At 44.6% G+C, this 20737-nt stretch carries 11 protein-coding genes; 1 reads left to right on the top strand and 10 read right to left on the bottom strand.

The annotated features are described in order from the left end of the window. Window positions 1-8: 8 nt before the first annotated feature. The 3 genes from ACYVAA_RS08670 to ACYVAA_RS08660 all read right to left on the bottom strand — a co-directional run bounded on the left by ACYVAA_RS08670 (window position 9) and on the right by ACYVAA_RS08660 (window position 5111). Window positions 9-3152, bottom strand: a complete 3144-nt coding sequence (locus tag ACYVAA_RS08670) for a GH92 family glycosyl hydrolase (RefSeq protein WP_460540575.1) — start codon at window positions 3150-3152, stop codon at window positions 9-11. 59 nt (window positions 3153-3211) lie between these two features. Next, a complete protein-coding gene (locus ACYVAA_RS08665; RefSeq protein ID WP_460540573.1) occupies window positions 3212-4375 on the bottom strand; it encodes an MFS transporter in 1164 nt (387 codons plus the stop codon). Window positions 4376-4895: 520 nt separating this feature from the next. Next, complete coding sequence (locus tag ACYVAA_RS08660; protein WP_460540571.1) at window positions 4896-5111, bottom strand: hypothetical protein; 216 nt, start codon at window positions 5109-5111, stop codon at window positions 4896-4898. A 664-nt stretch (window positions 5112-5775) separates the two neighbouring features. On the opposite strand from ACYVAA_RS08660, the gene ACYVAA_RS08655 reads away from it, so the two are divergent. Further along, on the top strand, window positions 5776-6306 hold the full coding sequence (locus ACYVAA_RS08655) for a hypothetical protein (protein ID WP_460540569.1): 531 nt from the start codon (window positions 5776-5778) through the stop codon (window positions 6304-6306). Between the two features lie 313 nt (window positions 6307-6619). Here the strand turns inward: ACYVAA_RS08655 and fbp are convergent, their stop codons facing one another. From fbp to ACYVAA_RS08620, 7 genes are all read right to left on the bottom strand, one after another. After that, window positions 6620-7627 carry a class 1 fructose-bisphosphatase gene (fbp, locus tag ACYVAA_RS08650; RefSeq protein ID WP_460540567.1) on the bottom strand — a complete coding sequence of 336 codons (1008 nt, stop codon included), beginning with the start codon at window positions 7625-7627 and terminating at the stop codon, window positions 6620-6622. A gap of 2 nt (window positions 7628-7629) precedes the next feature. Then, window positions 7630-10278: a pyruvate, phosphate dikinase gene (gene ppdK, locus ACYVAA_RS08645; RefSeq protein WP_460540565.1), complete on the bottom strand. Its 2649-nt coding sequence runs from the start codon at window positions 10276-10278 to the stop codon at window positions 7630-7632. Next, window positions 10271-11098, bottom strand: coding sequence for a pyruvate, water dikinase regulatory protein (locus ACYVAA_RS08640; RefSeq protein ID WP_460540563.1), 828 nt, complete (start codon window positions 11096-11098; stop codon window positions 10271-10273). Before ACYVAA_RS08640 ends, ppdK begins: the two co-directional genes overlap by 8 nt. Window positions 11099-11573: 475 nt before the next feature. After that, window positions 11574-13949: a peptide-binding protein gene (locus ACYVAA_RS08635; protein ID WP_460540561.1), complete on the bottom strand. Its 2376-nt coding sequence runs from the start codon at window positions 13947-13949 to the stop codon at window positions 11574-11576. Window positions 13950-14144: 195 nt separating this feature from the next. Continuing rightward, window positions 14145-15590 carry a RagB/SusD family nutrient uptake outer membrane protein gene (locus tag ACYVAA_RS08630; protein WP_460540559.1) on the bottom strand — a complete coding sequence of 482 codons (1446 nt, stop codon included), beginning with the start codon at window positions 15588-15590 and terminating at the stop codon, window positions 14145-14147. 45 nt (window positions 15591-15635) lie between these two features. Then, a complete protein-coding gene (locus ACYVAA_RS08625; RefSeq protein ID WP_460540557.1) occupies window positions 15636-18953 on the bottom strand; it encodes a TonB-dependent receptor in 3318 nt (1105 codons plus the stop codon). Window positions 18954-19086: 133 nt separating this feature from the next. Beyond that, on the bottom strand, window positions 19087-20256 hold the full coding sequence (locus tag ACYVAA_RS08620; RefSeq protein WP_460540555.1) for a FecR family protein: 1170 nt from the start codon (window positions 20254-20256) through the stop codon (window positions 19087-19089). Between the last annotated feature and the right edge of the window lie 481 nt (window positions 20257-20737).

The following is a 20737-nucleotide window of genomic DNA, read 5'->3' as shown; positions in this document are numbered from 1 at the left end:
TTAAAAATTTACTTGCCGGTACCCCAGTTTTCATTGGGCAACGGCCCCATAAGTAGCTCAAGGGTTCCTCCCTTCAGCAATTCACTTGCCGGGAACTTGAAATCCCTTAACTCCTTTCCGTTCAGTTTGGCCGATTGTACATACTTATTGAGCCTGGAGGCATTTTTTGCTTCAATGATAAATTTATCGCCACGCCCATACTGGCTGCCCAGATCAATTTCTATTTTCTCGTAAAGGGGACTTCCTATCTCATAAATTGGGTCCACGCTACAACCACCATCCGTTTGGAACAGACCAATTGAAGCCATGATAAACCAGGCACTCATCTGTCCTTGGTCCTCATCTCCCAAATAGGCATTGGAAATCCCATAACCGTAATACCTTTCCAGAATCGAACGGCTCCACTTTTGGGTCAACCAAGGCTTGTCTACCCAATTAAACAAATAGGCAAAGTGCATGGACTGTTGGTTTCCCTGCATGACTGGATAATCCCAATATTGATCTCTCAAGCCGTTAAACCGTGTTTTTTCGCTTTCTCCAAATCCCCAATCCAAACGCTCAACGAACCTTTCCTTGCCAATTGCCTTGGCCAAAGCCGGCACATCCTGGGGCACAAAATAGGTCAACTGCCAGGCATTTCCCTCTACGTAATGCTCGTTTGCCCCAGACTTATAAGGATCAAAATCCGGCAACCAATTGCCTTTGGAATCCTTCATCCGGGCAAAGCCTGTCTCCGCATCCATGATGTTTTTCCAATAATATCCCCGCTCCAAAAACTCCTTGTAATCTGCTGTTTTTCCCAATGCTTTCGCGAATTGTGCTACGGTCCAATCATCGTAGGAGTATTCCAGCGAATTGGAAAAACGCCCTTCATCATAAGGCACATATCCATGTTCCAGATAGGTTTTCAAATCCCTGTTTCCCGCAAAGCCATCCCCCACAGCCCTGGCCTCTTCGGTCTGCATTTTCTTCACTGCTTCAAAAGCTTTATCCACATCAAAATCACGGATTCCCATTTGGTAAGCAGCGACTATCATTGGAATCTCATGCTCTGCCACCATCACGGGAATATACTCCATTCCGGCAGGCCCCTTGGCCAACCAACCGTTGGCATCGTACATGGCCAATTGGGATTTCACCCAACGACTGCTCCACTCAGGTGTCACCAGGTTCCAAAACTGGTTCAGGTTCCAGAAGGTATTCCAAAAGGCATCACAGCCCAAAGCAGGTGATTCCGGATCGGGTAGTTTTTGAAGGTTTTCTTCTGCATCTATCCATTCTCCGTTCACATCACTGAAAATATTCCTACTACACATCGAGCGGTACATGTTGTTATAGAACCGCATTTTTTCCCGCTGGTCCTTACTGGAGATGAGCAGCCTGTCAAATATTTCGTTCCAGGTATCCACATGCCCTTTACGAACCGCTTCAAAACTCCACCCGTAGGGTTTTGACACCTCTGTTTCCAGGTTTTCCCTGGCATTTTCTATACTGACATACGAAATCCCTGTTCTAAGCTGAACGACATTGTTTTGATGCACATCAAACTCCACAATGGCTCCGGCATCCTTGGGGGCTTTTACTTTCAATAATTCGGTTCCCTCTTGGACACCTTGATCGGTCCAAACGCTGAAATTGGAAATAGGCTGATCAAATTCGGCCACAAAATGAACGATATATTCTTGTGTCACCCCTCCGGACCAGGTATTGGGCGTCACCTGATGACTATATCCCTCCAAAGTGGATTCTCCGGTTCTTTTGATATAAACTTCCTTGGAATTAAAGGCATATTCTGCTGGGAAAATCAGGTCAAGCAATACCCTCGCTCCCTCTCTATCTCTTGGAAAGGTATAGCGCTGGAAACCGCATCGGGTGGTAGACGTCAATTCTGCTGTGATATCATAATCCTCCAGATCAACTTTGTAATAACCAATAGGTGCTTCCTCTGTTTCCTTATTAATCCGCGATCGATAGCCACTGTCTACTTCTTTTTCGTCTCCGACCTGGGTCTGAAGTGGGCCATTGGTAGGCATGGTCACCAGTCCAGACATGGTCCATTCATGGATATGGCTGAATCCTCCAATGGATTCGAAAATAGGATCATAGCCTGCCTGCCAACCTCCATTTTGGTTATCTGGACTCAGCTTGACCATACTGAAAGGCATCCAAGGCCCTGGGGCAATCATCCATCGGGAATGCGCGCTGCCAATTTTGGTATCCACGTAAGCAGCGGGAGTTACGGTCTCCTGAGGGCTTCTAATAATTTCACCGGATTCAACGGTTTTGCCATCAACAAGGATCTCATACTTGCTTTTTTTACGGGCAGGTACCGCGGGCATAGGAGCTTCAAAGGTATACCTTCCTTTCTCTACGATCTCAGAGAAAACCTTTTTCCCATCCAGCATAACCTCCAAATTTGGTCCTCCAGCAAGGTGCTGCACATCCACTAATAAAGGCTGGGCTTTTCCATAGGGCGCAGCAATCTCATACTCCGCAGCTTCAACCTTGCGCAGAAAAACCTGATTGCTTGCTATCAGAAGGGTATTTTCGGGACCTTCCAGTTTGATCTGATCAAACATCAGCCAAGAACCTTCCAAAACAGTAAGGTTGACTTCATTGCCTCCCTTCTTTATGGTTCCGGCAGGCAAAGGGATTTCTATTAAATGCCCCTCGCCCCTATCAATATTGCCATCGGGAGCGGTGTTTCCTGATCCCTTTGGAAGCCTGTATTTCCATGAGTGACCGTTTACGCTTACCTTAAACAAGGGCAAATCAGCGGCATTGCAGTCCTGAATATCTACTGTCAATTTCCATGCTTCCTTTTCTGGCAATTTATCTACACCAAAAAGAACGGTCAGGGTGTGGGAGCGCCAGCCGGATGTTCCCCATGTTCCTCCCCAGGTATCACTGGGGCCAGGAATGACGTAAGGCCAATCGGTTTTATCCTCGGACGATCCTATCAAAAAATAACGGTCTTCCCAGCCAAAATCATTTTCCACAAATCCCTCATAGCCATTGGGAGCCAAAGCAAATTCGGCCGAACTTTGATCATCAGCTCCAATTTCCCAAATGATTTTAGTTTTTGGCTTGGTAAAGCCCACCAAACAAAACAAGCCTGTCAAGGTCATTAGGCATTTCACGATGTTACGCATTGGTTTATCTTAGTTTAATTTTATTATTCCTGACTTAAATGCTTTTGCAAAAGCAAAAACTAACTGAGTTTTACTTTTCGGGCATTGGCAATGGATACCAATAAAATCCCGCTTATGGCCAGCACCAAGACCATAATACTTGCGGTTACACTCATGGTATCAGCAACCCATCCCATAATGGGAGGAAGTGCTGCGCCCCCCACCACGGCCATGATCATTAATCCCGAAATTTCATTGGCCCTCTCGGGATACCTTTCCACGGTCAATGAAAACACCAGCGGAAAGATATTGGCCAAGCCCAGTCCTATAAGGAAAATAATGCCCATTGCCGCAAGTTCACCCGTGCTGACCATTAGTGCTACTATCCCTGCCAGTCCGAAAAAGGAGGTATACAGGAAAAATTTGCGGGAAGCAAGCTTGGTCAGCAAAAGCGCCCCACCAAAAGTCCCCAGCATCTTTCCAAAGAAGTAAAGGCTTCTTGCTGACTCTGCCGTGGTCTGTTCCGTATGGAAGCGGCTGATCAAAAATTGGCCTGAAATGGCATTGATTCCCACATCCAAGCCCACTATAAAGAATATACAGGCTACCATGGTGGCCACGAAGCCATTGCCCAACAATTTAAAGGAAGAGCTGAAGGTGGCCCGTTTTTCCAAACTTCTGGTTTCCTCAATAGGGGTGGCCGAAAGCCAAATGACAGTAAGTACCGAGAAGCCTGCAAATGCCAGGAACAAGATCCTCCAGTCACCATAGGCACTTGCAAACCAACCCGCCAGGGGCGCTGCGACCATGGAACCTATGGATTTTACAAACTGGGAAAAGCTCAGAAAACTTGACCTTCGGTGGGAAGGGACCACATCTACCAATAAGGGATTGGCAGAGACTTGTACAATGGTATTTCCTATCCCCAATAAGGCAAAGCCCAATAAGACCATATTATAGGTATAAAAAAGAAAGGGGAACAAAAGCCCCAAAGCGGTTACCGACATTCCGATGTTCAGCATTTTCCGCTTTCCAATCCTGTCCTGCAAAATCCCTATGGGGACGGACAGCACAAAAAACCATAAAAACACGGCAAATGGGATCATTTGCGCCAGTGTATTGCTAAGGTCAAATTCCGACTTGACCCGATCCACTCCTATACCTACAAGATCACTAAAACTCATAACGTAGAAGGAAAACAAAACCGGAGTAACCAGTTTTAATGAGACTTTTGATTTAGACATCTATCTTGGGTTTACTAGCATTTATCAAAACTCCTTTCATCAACTCTCAGAAGGAAATCAATATACCCCTTATCAGTAATCCTCTCTCCAGTAGGAGCCTGCTGATTACAGATAAAGTGCCTACAATGCCTTTTTCCCCGCCTCAATACCTTCCTGATAAAAGAGTCCATTATCATGTTTTGATTACAAACTTATTATTTATGTATAAATGTATGAACATATTAAATATAAACAAACGCCGAACTTGATTTTTTTTCTTTTAAGATTATCCCCAATGATGTCAATAGTCCCAAATGTCACACTTTTATCCAGCGGAAGAGGGAAAAGCATCTCCTTTGCAACTATTATTCTTATAGTATAAGTAAAGAGCCTCAGTTTGATTTAAAAAACGTCTCTTCGAGTTTTCCCAGAGCCCAACAGGGATTGGAGCGGGATTGAGGGGGGGACCTGCCGTCAAAGCTAGGTAAAAACCCAATGTGTGAGAAAATCGGTTCTTTATGATTTGTGGTGGCTAAACGTGCTAAAACACTCCGTTCCTCTTTGTTTGGAGAATTGCTTGCAGGTATTTGGGATGGCTTTTCAAGGCGGCCGAAGGCATTAGCGGAAAGGGGTTGCCACAGCGGGGAGTATTTGCGGCTAATGCTTTGATCCGTTGTGTTTTACCATCCCCGGGCTGCGCCTCCCCTGTCGGCTTGACCGGGGTTACCCATATTGCACCCGTCTCGGGTGCTTCCATTTCCAGTTATGAATTGTTCCTCCCGGCCCCAGAGGGGCCAAAACATTGATTCCCCCCGGGATCAAACCCGAAATAGCATACGGTCACTGAGCTTGTCGAAGTGAGCTGCCTTGTCTGTCAATTGTGAATGTTCTTTTTCTGCCGATAATTATCGGCACCAGATGCCTTTCAACAGCCAGGCTCTTTTTTCTTATAAACTTAAATTTTCTACCCACAGTGTTCCATATAGAACCCGAAAATCTAAATAAATGGCCAACCCCGGCGGGTTGTTGATTAGTATGGCTACTTTCTCCCAGGTGGAGTACCAAATAGGATTTCCAAACATCTATTTTTGAAACCATTTGCGCTATCCATCTTTGTTAAATTGGCTATACAATTATCCGCAATTACACCAGTAAATTTATTTCTCACTGATTCCACAGAATTACACGGAATTAAAAATCTTTTCTGTGGGTTTCTGTGCATTCTGTGAGAGATGGTTTGCTAGTTTAGACCTACTGGTGTCTTTGCGGATATACATAATTGGCTACTGGCAGAATAGTGGATAATCAAATTTCTTACGCCTTTATACCCGCTTAATTTATCTTTAACCAATTCTTTGGCTCATTTTCATAACCTAAGATCGCTCCTCCCGTAAAGATTTTTTCGACTATTTATCTACTACATGATTAAGCTCCGTTCCAATCTTAAGACATTTTTCATTCTCCCAGTTTCAGCATTGGGGCTTTCCATCACCATGGCTTCATGCAATAATCCGGATCCCAGGCCAAGCACCATCGATGGAAAAGTTTGGCTGATCAGGAAAGAAACTGGATTATCTACCGGAGACCGTATCTTCCCCATAAGCCTAAAGGGAGATTTTGACAGGGATGGAACCGAAGAACATCTTGAGCGGGAAGATCTTTACGTCTTTGAAGAAGCCTGGTGTCACCGGGGATATCGGCTGCGGGTGTTGGAAGATGAAGGGGAGGATAAAGAGAGCCTTCAAAAGAAACACGGTGTCATTTATTCCGGAGCGGGGTCACCTTATACCTTACGTGCCGATTCCATCAACCTTTACGGCCATTGGTATAAGGTTAAAACTGGCAATAGCAGCTTTAGCATCTCTTCCAAGGGTCACTATCAAGCAGTATTTGAGCAAAGCACCGATCTGAAAGCCTTAGATGTCATTAATGCCCCGGTAGAGCCTGATTGAAGCTTCAAAAATATCCTTGAATACTAAGTTTGGTTTAATAATTTAAAGTGGGTATTTAACTGTAACAGGGAAAAACCAAGATTTTTCCAAACGTTAAAAATTGGATAAGTTGAGAAAAGCCTGAAACCATTAAGGAATTAAGAAAATTAAGGGCTGTTTCCTTTTTTCCTTTATGCTCTTAATTCCTTAATGGTTAACTCAAGGCCCCCTAAAAAAAACGCCTATAGCGTTTATCTGATATATACTTTCCTTTACAAAAAAGGCTACGATTGACTAATTTCCTTATCAAAACGGCATCAATTTTTGATCATGGCTAAAGCCCCATCAGTTCCTTCACCATATCATGTGACCCTGTATAAAAAGGCACCCGCTGATGGTGCCATTCCGGCAGGATTTCCAAAATACGCCTTTTCCCGTCCGTTGCCTGCCCCTTTGCTTGCTCGGCGATCATGGCCAGGGCATTGCATTCGTAGAGCAACCTTAATTTCCCATCACTATAATTGCGGTTTGGAGGATAGAGAAAGACCCCTCCTTTCAGCAAGTTGCGGTGAAAATCACAGACCAAGGACCCCACATAACGCGTATCCCTATTTCTTTGCTTGCAAAACGACAAATACCGCTTCACCTGCTCCGGAAAGGAATCAGCCTGGCTTTCGTTGATCGAATAATATTCCCCCGTGGCAGGCTGTTCGATAAGGGGATGGGAAAGAAAATACTCCTCCAATGTTGGCTCGTAGGTAAAGCCGTTCACCCCTTGCCCCGTGGTGTACACCAGCATGGTGGATGCCCCGTACAGGATATAGCCTGCAGCTACCTGAGCCGATCCGGGCTGCAAAAAATCCTCCACGGAGAAATCTCCGCCCCGCTTTGTTTTCCTGTTATAAACCGAAAAGATGCTCCCTACGGAAATATTGATATCGATATTCGATGATCCATCCAAGGGGTCAATGACCGCCACATATTTGGCTTCTTTGTGACCTGTATCAATGATCCCGTCACTTTGCTTGGAGAGAATGGCACATACCTGCTTTCCTTTGATCAGGGCACTGGCAAATCTTGCATCCGCTATGGCATCCAACATGCCCTGTTTTTCCCCTTGGACGTTTTCCTCCTCCTTCATTCCTTCCACCCCACTGAGCCCGGCCCTGTTGATCTCACGGCTAACGACTTTTGAAGCCTCTACGATGTCCCTTAGCAATTGGGAAAATTCCCCCATAGCTTGGGGGAATTCACCTTGACACTGTGAAATGAACCGATCAATGGTCGTCCCTAGCGGATGCCTTACGGCCTGAAGACCGGTTGTTGACCCTTGCCGACTCATATTCAACGATTTGTTGTAACTAAACTGGCTTTTTTCTCTGCTTGGCTGATTGCTGCCTGCGCGGCGGCAAGCCTGGCTTTGGGTATCCTAAAAGGAGAACAGGACACATAGTCCAACCCCAATGTATTCAGGAAGCGAAGCGACTCTTCCTCACCGGCCTGTTCACCACAAACCCCTACTTTCAGGGAAGGTTTTTCAGTCTTTCCTTTTTGAATGGCCCATTTCATCAATTCTCCTACTCCCTCCTGATCCAGTTGTTGGAAAGGATCATGGGCCAGAATTTTTTGTTCCTTATACTTGGTGATAAAGGTACCGGCATCATCCCTACTGTAACCAAAGGTCATCTGGGTAAGGTCATTGGTTCCGAAAGAAAAATAGTCCGCATGCTGGGCTATTCGATCAGCCACCAAGCAGGCGCGGGGTACTTCGATCATGGTGCCTATCTTCACTTCACCCAGCTCCTTTTCGGGATCCAGCTCATGCTTTACCTGCTCCACCAAGTTCCTCAGTTTTGATAACTCCAGCTCATTGCCTACGAGGGGTATCATGATTTCTGGGCATGGCACCATCCCTTCCTCCTCCTTCACCTCCAGCGCCGCACTTATGATCGCCCTGGCCTGCATCTCATAGATGGCAGGATATACCAGACCAAGCCTGCAGCCCCTCAAGCCCATCATGGGGTTGACCTCAGAAAGTTCTTCCACCACCTTTTCGAGCTCTTCGAGTGCCGCTCCTAAATCGGCCGCAGTATCACGCATTTCCTCTTTTCCTTTAGGAAGAAACTCATGCAGTGGCGGATCAAGTAGCCTGATATTTACCGGCATGGTTCCCATTACTTTGAAGAGTTCTTTAAAATCATTTTTTTGATGGGGATACAACTTCTCCAGCGCCGCCTTCCTATCTTCATCCGTATGCGCCATGATCATCTCCCGGATATCCATCACCCTCCTTCCCTCAAAGAACATGTGCTCGGTCCTGCAAAGCCCGATACCTTTGGCCCCGAATTCCTTCGCACGTCTGGCATCCAGGGGTGTATCTGCATTGGCCAGCACACCAATACTGCTGAATTCATCCGCCCAGGACAGCAATTCTATAAAATCCTCGTTTATCGTTGACGATACGGTGTCGATCTTTCCTAAATACACTTTTCCCGTGCTGCCGTCCAGAGATAGATAGTCTCCCTCTTCCAGACTATGGTCCCCTACCTTCATCCTCCGGTTCCCCTCATCGATTTCCAGATCGATACATCCGGACACACAACATTTCCCCATTCCTCTGGCGACCACCGCCGCATGGCTGGTCATGCCCCCTCGGGCAGTCAACACCCCATTGGAACAGACCATCCCCCCTATGTCCTCCGGTGAGGTTTCGTTTCTCACGAGAATCACCTCTTTGCCACTTTCCCGAGCCTGCTCAGCGGACTTGGCATCAAAATATACCTGTCCAGTCGCCGCTCCTGGACTGGCTGGCAGACCTACCGTCAGTTCTATCGCTGCAGCCAGCTTTTCCGGATCAAAGCCTGGGTGCAAAAGTTGATCTATTTGCTTTGCCTCAAAATTCTTGATGGCCTCGGCTTTTTCAAGTTTACCCGATTGGACAAAATCAACCGCAATTTTTACCGCTGCCGATGCTGACCGCTTTCCGTTACGGGTTTGCAACAGGTAAAACTTACCCTTTTCGATGGTAAACTCAATATCCTGCATGTCCGAATAATGCATTTCCAACAGTTTCCCGGCATTCTCGAGCTCCTCATAAACTTCTGGAAGCGCGCCCTTGAGGTTTTGAATGGGGCTGGGAGTCCGGATACCGGCCACCACATCCTCGCCCTGTGCGTTCATCAGGTACTCTCCAAAAAGCCGGTTTTCCCCGGTCGAAGGGTTCCTTGTAAATACCACGCCCGTTCCCGAAGTATCGCCCATATTACCAAACACCATCATCTGGACATTAACAGCGGTGCCCACCTCGTCCGGTATATTGTTCAATTGGCGGTAAATTTTTGCCCGCTCATTGTTCCAAGACCTGAAAACTGCCTCTATGGCCGCAAAAAGCTGCTTTTTAGGAGACTGCTCAAACTCTTTGCCTGTTTCCCTCAGCACCACCGCTTTGTATTCCTGGATGATGGCTTCCAAATGACTTTCCCCCAAATCCTGATCGTTCCGTATTCCGTCCTTTTCCTTGTGCTCCTCCAGGATGGACTCAAAATGGTAAATGGGCACCTCCAACACCACATTGCTGTACATCTGAATAAACCTTCTGTAACAATCCAGCGCAAAGCGCATGGAATTCGTTTGCTTTCCCAGGTCCCGGACATTTTCATCATTAAGCCCCAGGTTCAAAATGGTATCCATCATTCCGGGCATGGAAAACACCGCGCCAGACCTTACCGACACCAGCAATCCCGGCGTACCGCCAAAGTTCTTTTCCACCAGCCCTTCCAGGTTGCCGACCGCTTCATCGATCTGTGTTTTTATTTCAGGGCTGATGGTATTTTGGTCTAGGAAATATTGGTTACAAGCCTCGGTGGTGATGGTAAACCCGGAGGGAACCGTCAGTCCCAATTTTGTCATTTCGGCCAGATTGGCTCCTTTCCCTCCTAGCAGGGCCTTCATGGTCTTGTCTCCTTCAGAAAAAGCGTATACGTATTTATTCATGGTTTTGGATATTTGGTTTATTCGTTAGTTTCATAATGGTTTCGGCGGTTTCCTCAATGGCCCTATTGGATACATCTATCACCGGACAGCCTATTTTCTTCATCACCCTATCAGCAAATTCCAGCTCCTCTATAATCCTGTTCATATCTGAATAGGGCGACTCGCCTATCAGGCCCATATTGGTTGTACGTTCTGCCCTTATCTGATTAAGTCTTCTTGGGGAAATGGTCAATCCGATGACTTTTTTGGAGGAGAGTTGGTACAGATGCGGCGGCACATTTTTTTCCGACACCAGGGGAATATTTACCACCAGATAATTATGGTAGGCCAGGTAAATGCTCAAAGGCGTTTTGGAGGTCCTGGACACACCGATCAAAACGATATCCGCTTTTTGTAGGGAAGACAGGCTTCTTCCATCGTCATTGTTAATGGCAAACTCCAGGGCACTGATCTTCTGGAAATAGGCATCGTCAAGCTGCCAGGAATAGCCTTGTCGATAAACAGGGGGTGTTTTGAGTACATTCCCCAATGCCTTTACCAATGGTGACAGGAGATCAAAACACTGCACCCGGTGCTTCAGCCCATCGATAAGGAAGGTATCCCGCACCTCCACCAGGGAGGTGGTGAACACCACCAGGGAAGGCTGGTTTTCCTTTGCCGCCAGCACCGTCTCCAAGGCTTTCTCTGAGGATTTTACGTTCGGGATTTTGATGATTTTGCATTCCCGATCGGAAAAGCTCGCTGCCGCCAGCTGGGCGATGGATTCTGCCCCCAAAAAGTTGATGGAATCCGATGCGATATAAATATGATACACTGACATACTCTCAAGAACTCTTTTAAAAGTGACCGTATACAGCCCAGGCCTGCGATCGGCCATATGGATAAACGAGAATAAGGCATCTAACCACAATTTTGTCGGCAGGTCAAAGGATATACTATAAAGATTGTAATTCTACTGCAGATTTCCCACAGAAAACCTTCCCCTTATACATACTATATTTACCATTTAAACTAAAAAAATACTCTTTTATCCCAAAAACCTGTAAAAGTAAGGGTTTCATTGTTTTGAAGGCCAAAAGGTCGGCAGGGGAAACAGAAGGATTGGCGGTAAAATATACTTCCTTAGCGAGGGATAGAAATTGTGTCTTCCTATTTTTGGTCCTCACCTTGGTATCCGGAGAATAAAAATATGCTTAGCTATTCTTATTCTCCGGAATGGTTAAAATGATGATCCCTCTTCAAAAAAATACTCAGGGCCACATTGAAAAATCATTATGCTGCTAATACCGAACTTTTCATTTATCAATGGAAACAGACACTATAGCTTGATTTCTCCAAACTTTCAATTCCACAGCCCCCTTCCAAGCATTACTCTTTTCCACTTTTTGTAAGTCCACTACATTATTTACTTTCTCTCCCCAACAACCTATTATCACATCTCCTTTTTGTAGAGAACTTGAGGCAGGGTCAGAAACTTCTAAAACCAAGACTCCAGCTATTTCATTTAAGCCTGCTGCAGATTGTTCTCCAAGTGTTTCCATATTCTTGACCTTATACGCCCTCCATTCATAGACTTTTTTAATTTCTTCCTTGCTTTCCATAAACAATACCGGTAAAACAGGCTTTCTGGCGAGGCTTTTTAATGACTTTGAAACCACGCCAAAATTATCCATTGAAAAGTTTTCGAAGCCTACTGAAACACTGGCAAAAGAAGCATTCTCTAGTCTGAAATCTCCTTTTTCCGGGGCAATAAATTTCGGGTCTCCAAACTCGCCACTCGCTTCCACTCCATAATCTCTTGTTCGATCCAAGTCCTTTTCGGAGGTAAAAAAGTTCTCATCTACTTTATCACCCCAATGGTTTACCCGGATTTGTTGATGGGCCATCATTACAATATTCCGGGTAAATACATCATGGCTGTCTTTGAACCAAACATGGGGATGAAAGCCATTGTTCAGCATGATGTTGTTATATACCGTTCTATAAAACCCTTCCCTGAGCTTGATCCCACCACTTAAACAGAGGTTATTGTATATTTCATAATTGCTGGAGCCATCATCCAAGTCTATATCCCAACCGTGATCACAATGGAAACGATTATTTCTGATAATGGTGGTTTTTATGGCATCAAGTTTTATCCAATCGGGGTGTTTTTTCACCAAAGTATCCATTACCCCTCTGTTTGGGTGCCAAAAACGGTCTCGGCCCCATGAATTGAACGCTCCGTGATCACTTGTTTCCAACACGGTATTGAACACATCGTTGTATTCAATAATATGTCCGCCCCATGCCCCGTCTCCAATATTAATCCCTGCTCGGGGCACATCATAAATGGTATTATGGACAACATGTAAATCCATTGCCATTTGGATTTGAACTCCTGCTACCTGTTTTTCAATCAGGCCAATATCGTGGATAAGGTTATCAGCTATTAATGAGTTGGCGGGATAATTCTCCGTTTTCGGTCCCGGAACTGTATCCATATCCTCCTCCTCAACAAATTCATGATAATTGAAACTTGGTGAGCGCACGGCATCCGAATGGCCTACCAGGCTTATCGCACTGCCTCCTATAGAACTGATATGGTTCCCCTTAATATTCACCTTTCTATTATAATTGCTTACAAAAACAGCATTGCCTTCAAGGTTATTAAAAATTGAATTTTCAACAGCACAATGCTCGGTCCCCTCCAACAGCATTGCCCCTCCTCTATAAATCGCCCAATCACTTCTCATTAACCTTTCCTCTGTTTTCATGAATGTTGGGGCCGTGTGGGCAAATACCAGCCCCTCAAACTTTATATACTGTACGGGGTTTCTTTGATCACCTTTTAGGGAGATCAGGTTTTCTAGTTCTGCAACCTCTACTTTTTTTATTTCAGTACTGCTAAAGCCTTGCTGTGGATAGTAATATAGCAAACCTTTCTTGGTATCCAGAAACCACTCGCCGGGGCTATCAAGCTCCTCAAAAATATTTTCTACAAAACGCATACTGGTATGCATAGGACTTTTTCGGTTATTTTGCCAGCCCCCATCATAAGCCAAACTCCCGTCATCATTCTTCCCGGTAATCAAATAGTGCATTCCTCCCCACCTTCCTTGATGTAGGGCATGTATTACCCCACCCTCAGGATGTTTCCAACTTTCCACTTTTTCTTTTGATAAGGCATCGGCAGCAAAGCCCCCGTAGGGATAGATGCCCTTTTGATAATTTGGATACCGCGCCCTGATCTGTTTTTCACCATTTACAAACAAGGCTTCAAACTTCAGCCCTTTTGGTACCTTGGCCATTAAAACCCCGTCCTTAAACGTTTTCCAGTTCAACTCCAAAGCTCTTCCGCCACTGATCACTGCTTTTTCCCCTTTTGCTGAGCGAATAAGATAAGGCGCTTTTTTACTGCCCGACTCCTCGGCTCCAAAAACCAAAGGTTCTTGAAGATAGTACGTCCCTTCTCTAAGAATCAGGTGAATTGCCTCATCGGTATTTGCGACCTTATGGTCTTTGATTATCGCTTTTGCCTTTTCAAGGCTGCCAAAAGGTGCTTGTTCAGTTCCTGGGTTTTTGTCATTTCCCAGTGGGGACACATAAAATTCTTTTACTCCTTGTGCAAAACTGTAAAATGAGGTACTAAATAGCCAGATAATGGCAATAAGGGTTTTCGTAAATTTCATATAATTTCAATTAACTCAACTTTGTATTTTTCAAAAACAACTATTCTCTAGGCTTTTAATAATATTTCTTCCGCTTACATCTTCCACTTAGATGCTCCGGACCTCCGTTCTTCTTCTATGGCAACTACTACCTCCTTAGACGTGAAACCAAAAAATGAACATAACAGCCTGAGTCCCCCCAGGCTGTCATTTACCCTATTGATAAAGCGGGTTTTGTTCAATATTATTGTTGGTTATTTCTTCAATTGGAATCGGCCAGGTCTGATTATAAATCCCTATTGGCACAGTCAGCGAATTCCCCCTTACTTCTTGGATTCTATTGAAAGTATTCAATCGCTTCATATTATGCCATCCATGGCCTTCTTGATGAAGTTCCCAGTTGTACTCCGCTATCACAGCTTGGTGAAACTGCTCTTTGGAAAGACCGGCTAAATCAGGAACGTGTGCGACATCGTTTTTATCTATCCTCGCCCTTTCCCTGATTCTGTTGATATATTGATAGGCATCTCCAGGACCATTCAGCGCATTTTCTGCCTCGGCTGCTATCAGGTACATTTCCGCCAACCTGATCAACGGTATGGAAAAGGAGACTATCGAACCAGAAGGGCCTGTTCCTCTCTCAACCAAATCATTGTCTACAAACTTCTGAAAATACGGTGCTAAAACCTCTCCCGAAATTGGGCTTACCATATTAGCTACTATGCCCCACTCTTTTCTTCTGTCTCCAACGGGAAAACTTTTGATGAAGCTTTCTGCTGGTACTAAAGTTGGACGATAGCCTTCTAAAGTACAACTAATCCCATGCAAGCCATTCCCTCCTCTTCCGGGTACATATTGTTTCTCCCATATAGACTCAGTTGTATACGCTGTTTGATGAAAGACATCGGCATAATCATCCTGTAGATCAAATTTTTGGGAATTAATCACCTCCTGAGCTTTTTCAAGTGCTTTACTATATAGTGAAGTCTGGTTCAGTGGGTTTCCTGCCATAGTTACATACACCCTGGCCAAAAGCGCCGTGACAACAAGTTTATATGCCCTTCCTTCTTGGGGAGCCTCATCTACTAAATGGTCTTCAGCAAATTCTAAATCCTCCAGAATAAAGGAATAAACTTCTTCTTGAGGACTTCTAGGCAGTTTTAAGCTTTCGTAGGTATCCCCCACTACTTTGGGCAAAGGAATGTCACCGAATAATTGTACCAGATCAAAATACGCATAAGCCCTTAGAAACCGGGCTTCTGCAAGAAGGTGATTTTTCTTTGTTTCATCCAAAGGAGCTTCTGCAAGATTGGCGATAATAAAGTTTGAATTCTTGATGACAGAATAAGGGGTATTCCATGCCCCTCTAGCATTGTAAAAATAGGGGGTCGGTTGATTATTATAAATGGGTAATGCCTGCTCAGACTCGGGAGACGGCATACCATAAATATCAATCAACATTTCATGGGTTTCCGATACAAACAAAGGTAATTGTGAATAAATACCTATCACTACGCTCTCATATCCATCCGGATTTTGAAAAAACTCGTTCGGACTCAATACCGTCTTCGGGTTTTCTTCCAAAATCCCCTCGCAGGAAGAAAGCATCCCCGAACCCGAAGCTATTAATAATGATATTAGAATATTTATAGTACGTTTCATTATTTTGTTGTTTAGAATTGACTATTGACACTTAGTTAGACAGCATTAAAAATTTAATTTTAGTCCTGCGGTAATAGACTTAGAAGCAGGATAGTTACCTCTATCCCATCCGTTTATAGACGCTGCTGCCCAAGAAACCTCGGGGTCATAACCGCTGTACTTGGTAAATGTCAGGTAATTCTGCGCACTTAAATATGCTCTGATCGATCCAGCTCCCTGACTTAAAAAAGTAGGCTTAAAAGTATACCCCAAGGTTATGTCCCTTAGTCTCAGGTAAGAACCATCTTCTACCCATAGGCTGTTAGCATAGTCCCTTACTGAACTTCCCGCTCTGGAGGATGGCCTTTCTGCCGTAGTACTACTTCCTTCTCCTTGCCATCTATTATCGTAAAACTCTTTGGTGGGAGCCCATTTACCGTTCAATGTCAAATTGTACTTTCTAAATTCATTGACTATATCATTCCCATAACTGCCCACAATAAGGATCGACAAGTCAAATGCTTTATAGCTCAAGCGATTATTGAAACCAAAAGTAAATTTAGGTTCCAGGTTGGACAGCACTGTTCTGTCATCAGTATCGTTGACCACTCCTTCTCCATCCCAATTTCTGAAACGATAATCACCAGCTTTTTTATTTGGCTCACCGTTGTCAAGGGCCTCCTGATCAGTTTGATAGACTCCTTCTACCGTGAAACCGTACAACTGCATCATCGATTGCCCCACAATGGTTGGGAACCAGTTTCCTCCCGTTCCTATCTCTTTAAAAGTAATCGGATTTCCATAAGCGTCACTTCCTAAATCCAGGACTTTGGTCCTGTTGCGTGTCACATTCAATGAGGAGGAGAGATGGACATTGCCAAAATCATTCTCCGTAGAGACCATAAACTCCAAGCCCCTGTTTTGTACCACTCCGACATTCTGAAGAACCGAGCCAAAGCCGCCAGACCCAGGCAATGTCACATTAAGAAGCAGATCTGATGTTCGCTTGTTATAATAATCTGCCTCAAAAAGTAATTTATCATCAAAAAAGCCCAAGTCTACCCCAATATCCAACTGCCTAGTAGTCTCCCACTTTAGGTTAGGATTTTCCAAAGAAGAAAGTACAAAGCCGGTGTAAAGCTGATTGTCCAGCACCACATCCCTACTGCTCAGGTTGGCCAGCGTTTGGTAGTTGCTGATGGCCTGATTTCCCGAGGCCCCATAACTTGCCCTTAACTTTAAATAAGAAACAGCATAACTATTTTTCAGGAATTCCTCTTCGGAAAGGGTCCAAGCCACTGCTCCTGATGGGAAAAAAGCGTATTTGTTGTTTGCACTAAACCTGGAAGAACCATCATATCGCCCTGTCAAGGTTACGTAATATTTATTGTTATAGACGTAATTGAACCTTCCATAGTAGGACATCAGTTTATTGTCCGTAAAGGAAGAAGATGGCAGGGCCTTCGTCACCGCCGATGATATGTTGTTGTTCTCATAAATATCACTCAAAAAACCAATAGCGTTTCCACTGTTCAAGCCCTCTCTTTTAGAGGATTGATATGAAATACCTCCAAGTGCGTTCACATCATGTAGACCAAATGCTTTGGTATATTCCAAAACATTTTCGTTGATAAAAGTAGCACTGTTTGAATAAGACTTCGACCCTACTCCGAATACGGGATTTCCGTCTGCGTCGCTTCTTTGGCCCAAACTGATATTCGAAGGGAAATAAACATCTGCACGATTAAAACCATTATCAAGGCCTGCGCTCAATTTTAGCTTAAGCCCCTCTAGGATTTCGTAAGAAAAAGAGGCATTGCCTATAATTCGCAAATTATTATCCATGTTATGCCAGTTATCAGACAATCCTACAGGGTTGGTTTGCCCCCACGGAACTCCGGTAAACCTCGTGTAGCTTCCATCAGGATTATACACTCCTTGCGTTGGAGGCATTACCATGGTGGTAAAAGGAATACCTCCACCCCCATCCGCACTTTTGAATTGCGCTTGATTATATTTGGAGTTTTGAATGGAGAAACTTGTATTAAAGGTTGTCTTTTGAGAAAAGGTATGATCAATATTTGTCCTAAAAGACATCCTTTCAAATCCCGAATTCCTTATGATCCCCTCCTGATTAAAATAGCCAAATGAGCTGTAGTATTTTGTTTTATCATTCCCTCCGGAAATAGAAAGATCATGGTTTTGGACCGGAGCATCACGGTAAGTAAGTTTTTGCCAATCAGTCCCGCTCCCCAAGGCATCGATTTCAGTCGGTGTCCAAGGAAGCTCAACTCCATCATTCTGTGCCACTTCATTTTGCAACTGGGCAAATTGAGAGGCATTGATCACATCTATTTTTTTCCGGAGACTTTGAATACCATAATAAGTATTATATGAAACTTGAGCTTTCCCCGTCTTTCCTTTTTTGGTGGTAATCATGATGACGCCATTCGCACCTCTAGAACCATAAATGGCTGTGGCCGAAGCATCCTTTAAAACACTGATGCTGGCAATATCTTCGGGATTAAACTGTGCAGTCAAACCATCCAAAGGAAGCCCGTCCACCACATATAAAGGGTCATTACCTGCTCCCAATGAATTGGTACCCCTTACTTTTATTCGCATAAAATCCCCGGGCTGACCAGAAGATTGAGACACTTGCACCCCAGGAGATTGTCCCTGGAGTGTTTGCGCTAGATTGGATACCGCATTTACCTGGGTAATATCTTCTGAAGAAATAGACGCTACAGCTCCCGTAAGATCCGACTTCCTGACAGATCCATATCCCACAACAACAACCTCTTCCAATGCCTGGGTATCCGGTAACATGCTGACATTTAAAACCGTCTGATTCCCAACTATCACTTCCTTGCGCTTATACCCCAAAAAACTAAATGCCAAGGTCGAGCCCTCTTCCACATCAATATTATATTTCCCATCGATGTCTGTAACGGTACCTATTGTAGTACCTTGAACCTGAACGGCCGCCCCTGGAATGGGCTGACCGTTTTCGTCCGTGACGGTTCCGGTAATTTCAATGCCTTTTACTTCCTGTTGTAATGGTGTTTCATCAGCTTTTTTGGTTTCTTTTTTCCTAATAATTACGGTTTTGTCGTGGATTTCGTAGGTAAATTCATGCGGGACCAAGATCTGATCCAGCACTTTTTCCAGACTTACTTTTCTCAGATTGACATTGACCTTGGGGATTTCCTTGATCAGGTCCGACCGGTACAGGAAATTAAATTCACTTTGGCTTTTAATTTCCTCAAACACTTGTTCTACAGTGGCTTGATGTAAATCCAGTGCCAATTTTACGTTTTGGGAATAGGCACTTGCCGAGACTTTCATCACGCCTACCAAAATGAGTATCAGGGTGAGTTTCATGGTTAATAGCATTTTACCCCTCAGTCCAAAGGGTAGGTTACTGGGCTTTTTTTTCATAATTTTAGGTTGCTTAAGTAAAACATTTGATTTGTTCGAATCGTTTTCAGGGGGATGTTGGTAGCATCCTCCTTTTTTATTTTATAATGATGGTCCTCCTTTCGATTTTGAATTGTACATCACGCGTTTTTTCCAATAAGACCAATACGTCTTCCAGGTCTTCATACTTTCTGATTTCTCCGGTAAAGGGGAGCTGTTTTGCTTCCTGGTTTTCAAACTTCACTTGTACATCATACCAGCGGGCAAGTGCTTTCATGATTTCCTCCAAGGGCTTTTCCTTGAAGTAAAACCAGCCATCCTTCCAGGCGATAAATTCCCGCACATCCACGCTCCTTTGCTGGATCTGCTCTTTTCCCTTGACCCATTCGCTTTGCTGGTTGGGTGATAAAACCTGCTTATTTTCCGGCTTATCTTTGATAAAGACGCTTACCTTACCCTCCACCAGGGTGGTGAAAATGGAAGCATCTTCTTTATAGGAAGCAATGTTAAATGCCGTTCCCAAAACCTCCACGACCTGTTGATCGGTGATTACCCTAAAGGCTTGCTCGGTATTTTTCGCTACCTCAAAATAGGCCTCACCGCTTAGCTCCACCCTTCTTTCGCTGCCTGTAAAGTTGGTAGGGTATTTCAGGGTAGAACCTGCATTGAGCCAGACCTGGGTACCGTCCGCCAGGCTCAGGTTAAACTGTCCTCCCCGCGGAACGACCAAGGTATTGTATTTTACTTGAGCCGCTGGCGATTTACCCTGTCTGTATTGCAGGGATTTTCCCTGGCTTACAATCTGGCTGCCCCCGTCTTCCAAATTCAGCGGTTTTCCGGAGGAAAGATCATAGGAAGTCCCGTCATCCATTAAGAGAATGGCCTTTTCTGTCCCCGGCCCAATGGTAGCCACCGTCTGCCCGGGGTTTTCTTTGTCAAACAAGGACGGTTTCAGCACGGCTGTCACGACCAGTACCAGAACAAGGGCTGCGGCAATAGCGGCAGCATACCGGCCGATAGGCCATCTCCTCTGTTTGGTATCGGATAAATTCTCGGAAAATTCCGGCCAGGCCTTTTCTGCCCATCCCTGCTCATCACCAAACTGGGATCCGTCCTTATAGAAGCGGACCACATGATCGAAATAAGTCCGGTGATCGGCGCTTTCCTCCAGCCAAGCCTTGAACTGCCTTTCTTCCTCCTGGCTCAGGGAAGCATGCACCTTTTTCCAAATGACAGAAAAATCAATATTTACAGAATCTTTATCCACCTATCGTTACTTTTACCCCTATGACACATGGAATTTAGGAATAGGTGACAAAAAATATTTTTTTTCTTTTATTATTTTGATTTAAGCCCAAGTGCCAGCGGCACGAAGCATACTGTAACAAAGCGATTCATCCCTGGTAAAAATGGCCTAGACTTTCCCACGAGTGCCATAGGCACGGTAGATTTTATTAGGTCACGTCCAAAACCTACCCCCTTGAGCAGTTGTATTCATAGGCTTTAATAGCAACCATGCCTAAAGGCATTTTTGGGCTCTACTCTCTTCTTATCTATGTGGGTTAAAACCCACTATTACAATAACCATCATGCCTAACGGCATTAATTTAACCGATCATTAATTTCCTTTATGAGGAAATTAAACCATTTCTGTTATCCGAATAGCTACCAAGCCCCTCTAGTAATCTCAAATTAATCGATGCCATTGGGATGTTAAACCCAAGTGCCAGCGGCACGATGCGTACTGT

Source organism: Echinicola sediminis, assembly GCF_054777495.1.
Note: the sequence above shows the minus strand (reverse complement) of the source record. Positions and strands in the feature narration are given on the sequence as shown.